This is a genomic window from Aquabacterium sp. A3 (genome assembly GCF_038069945.1).
Classification (GTDB): Bacteria; Pseudomonadota; Gammaproteobacteria; order Burkholderiales; family Burkholderiaceae_C; genus Aquabacterium.
This window is the reverse complement of the sequence record NZ_JBBPEV010000017.1, coordinates 1-2,630: the sequence shown is the minus strand read 5'-3', so window position 1 is coordinate 2,630 and position 2,630 is coordinate 1. Positions and strand designations below refer to the sequence as shown.

Genomic DNA, 2,630 nt, shown 5'->3' with positions numbered 1-2,630 from the left:
AGGCGGCCGTACTATCAAAACCTTCCACTCCGCGCCCCAGCCTAACTGTCAGGTCAACGCGGACGCAACCAAGGGCCATGCCTTCGGCATTCTCATGGCCCTTGCTTGTGCCCTCCGCCCTAGCGGGCTCCGGCGCCGGTTACCTTGGTAGTTAGGCCTTCATTTCCGGAACTCTCTGGAAGTCAAATGAGCGATTTTCGGAAGGCTCTGGAATCCTGGTTTGATGCGCAAGGCATGGGCCTTTTGAGCTGTTTCAACGCGCACCAAACCTGCAGCACGGCACGCATGGGGTCTTACTTGCACCTCTCTGGTTGGCTGTCTGTCCTTCGGCAGCCTGCTCACCAATCAGCGGTGCCCAAGTGCCACATGCCATCATCGCAACTCTGGGCAAGGTTTGGCGTCGCGGCAAGCCGCCACACAAACATCCCGCAGTCATGGCTTCGCCATCACTGCCTGGCATCTTCCTCGACTGCGGTGGTAGCCAAGTCGTCACAGTGTCTGGCAGACTCTCTGGAAACATCAAAGGGAGCGTCTGTGCAGCATCACTGTTCATCGAACCATGGCACGTTTGCCGTGTGCTCCACGCCCTCTACTCCGCGCCGCTGCCTAACTGTCAGGTCAACGCGGACGCCAACACTGGCCATGGCTTCGCCATTTTCATGGCCAGTGTTGGTGCCCTCCGCCCTGGCGGGCTCCGGCGCCGGTTACCTTGGTAGTTAGGCCAACTCGAACCGACATGCTCACATCAAAGCTTCCACCCGACATACTCCTGGCGCAAGTTAATGACCTTCTGAGGTCGATGCCAGCCAAGGAGTCATTTCTTCGCATTGATGCAGGCACTGCAGCGTGGCTTGGGCAGGCATCGGCTGTAGCTCATGGCTGGGATCCGGTCCGCTCTATCACTACCTTCAATTCAGCTGCAACCAAGCTTAAATGCGGCATACCGCATGCGGTCGCTGCCGGGGTGACCGAGGCACTTGTTTGCTTGCATCAAATTCGCCATGAGCTTGCAATGCAAACTGAACAGCCTTTGAGTGTCAACTTGAACTCAGGGCTAGTCTTCGACTACTTCGACGAAATCCGCAAGGTTCTCGAAACAGCGAATTCCGACCTACTCTTTATCGACCCATATCTCGACGCCGAGTTTGTTTCCCGATATCTTCCCCATGTCGGCGGAAACGTCAACATCAGGCTGCTTGGTCAAAAATGCCTAAAAACACTTCTACCTGCGGTGGAGGTGTTTAGGCAACAACATGCCCAGAAAATCGAAGTTCGTACCGCGACGGGCTTCCATGACCGTTACATCATCGTAGACGGGTCTACGTGCTATCAATCAGGCTCATCATTTAAAGATGGCGCGAAAAAGGCACCAACAACGCTGACTGAAATACTAGATGCTTTTCCGGCGGTGAAGGCCACGTATGAAAACCTTTGGTCAACTGGCACCCAGCATTCTTGACGCACAGCGCAGATTGACACGTCAAGTGCAAAACTCAAAAATGCAAGCAGTCGTACCGCCAAAACCTTCCACTCCGCGCCCTAGCCTAACTGTCAGGTCAACGCGGACGCAACCAAGGGCCATGCCTTCGGCATTCTCATGGCCCTTGGTTGTGCCCTCCGCCCTAAAGGGCTCCGGCGCCGGTTACCTTGGTAGTTAGGCCACATGAACAAGACTGAAGCACTTGCGGCAATTCAGGCCTCTTTCGAGAGAGGCTCAAACACGCCTTGCTCATGGGCAGCAGATCAAGACGCGTACATCGCTCAGAAGCAGTGTGAATTACTCGAAATGGTCATTGAACCTGTCGAGGCCAACATCACCGGCGAAGTATTCAGCTACGGCGTCAAGAATGAACTATCGTCTGCGCCAGTCTTTGCCGTCGCGCGAAGAGCGGACACTTGGCTGCTGTATGCGCCAGCAACCAATGTGTTTTCACTGGCGTCTGGCGACAGTCCGGCGGCCATGTCTATTCTTGGTTTCTCAAGCAGCGATGCCCTCGCTGAATGGCTAGGCTAAGCAAATGCTCAAGCAAACCCAAATGTCGCCTAACTGTGCGGTCAAGCGGACGCCAACACAGGCCATGCCTTCGGCATTCTCATGGCCTGTGTTGGTGCCCTACGCACCTTCGGTGCTCCGGCGCCGCTTACCTTGGTAGTTAGGCCTTCGTTTCCGAAACTCTCTGGAAGTCGAATGAGCAGTTTTCGGAAGGCTCTGGAATTCTGGTTTGATGCGCAAGGCATGGGCTTTTTGAGCGGTTTCAACGCGCACCAAACCTACTGCACGGCACACATGGGGTCTTACTTTCACCGCTCAGGCCGGCTGTCTGTCCTTCGGCAGCCTGCTAACCACCGCGCGGCGCCAAAGTGCCACATGCCATCGGCCTTGCGGGCTGCCTGTCCTGCGGCAGTCAGCGCAACATCCAGAGGCGCCAAAGTGCCATTCGCCATCGGCCTTTTGGCCAAACACGCTCGGCGGTCTTCCACCAAGACCGCGCGTCTGGCAGACTCTCTGCAAACATCAAAGGGAGCGTCTGTGCAGCATCACTGTTCATCGAACCATGGCACGTTTGCCGTGTGCTCCACGCCCTCTCCTTCGCGCCCCAGCCTAACTGTCAGGTCAACGCGGACGCAAC

At 56.2% G+C, this 2,630-nt stretch carries 2 protein-coding genes; both read left to right on the top strand.

Features of this window, described 5'->3' with window-relative positions; all coding sequences use genetic code 11:
* Positions 1–799 precede the first annotated feature (799 nt).
* Positions 800–1,459, top strand: a complete 660-nt coding sequence (locus WNB94_RS17095; RefSeq protein WP_341391579.1) for a hypothetical protein — start codon at positions 800–802, stop codon at positions 1,457–1,459.
* A gap of 204 nt (positions 1,460–1,663) precedes the next feature.
* Positions 1,664–2,014, top strand: a complete 351-nt coding sequence (locus WNB94_RS17090) for a hypothetical protein (RefSeq protein WP_341391578.1) — start codon at positions 1,664–1,666, stop codon at positions 2,012–2,014.
* Positions 2,015–2,630: the final 616 nt, after the last annotated feature.

Bases quoted from the DNA above. Each gene is read 5' to 3' on its own strand.
- WNB94_RS17090 (WP_341391578.1), top strand. From the start codon at position 1,664: ATGAACAAGACTGAAGCACTTGCGGCAATTCAGGCCTCTTTCGAGAGA.
- WNB94_RS17095 (WP_341391579.1), top strand. From the start codon at position 800: ATGCCAGCCAAGGAGTCATTTCTTCGCATTGATGCAGGCACTGCAGCG.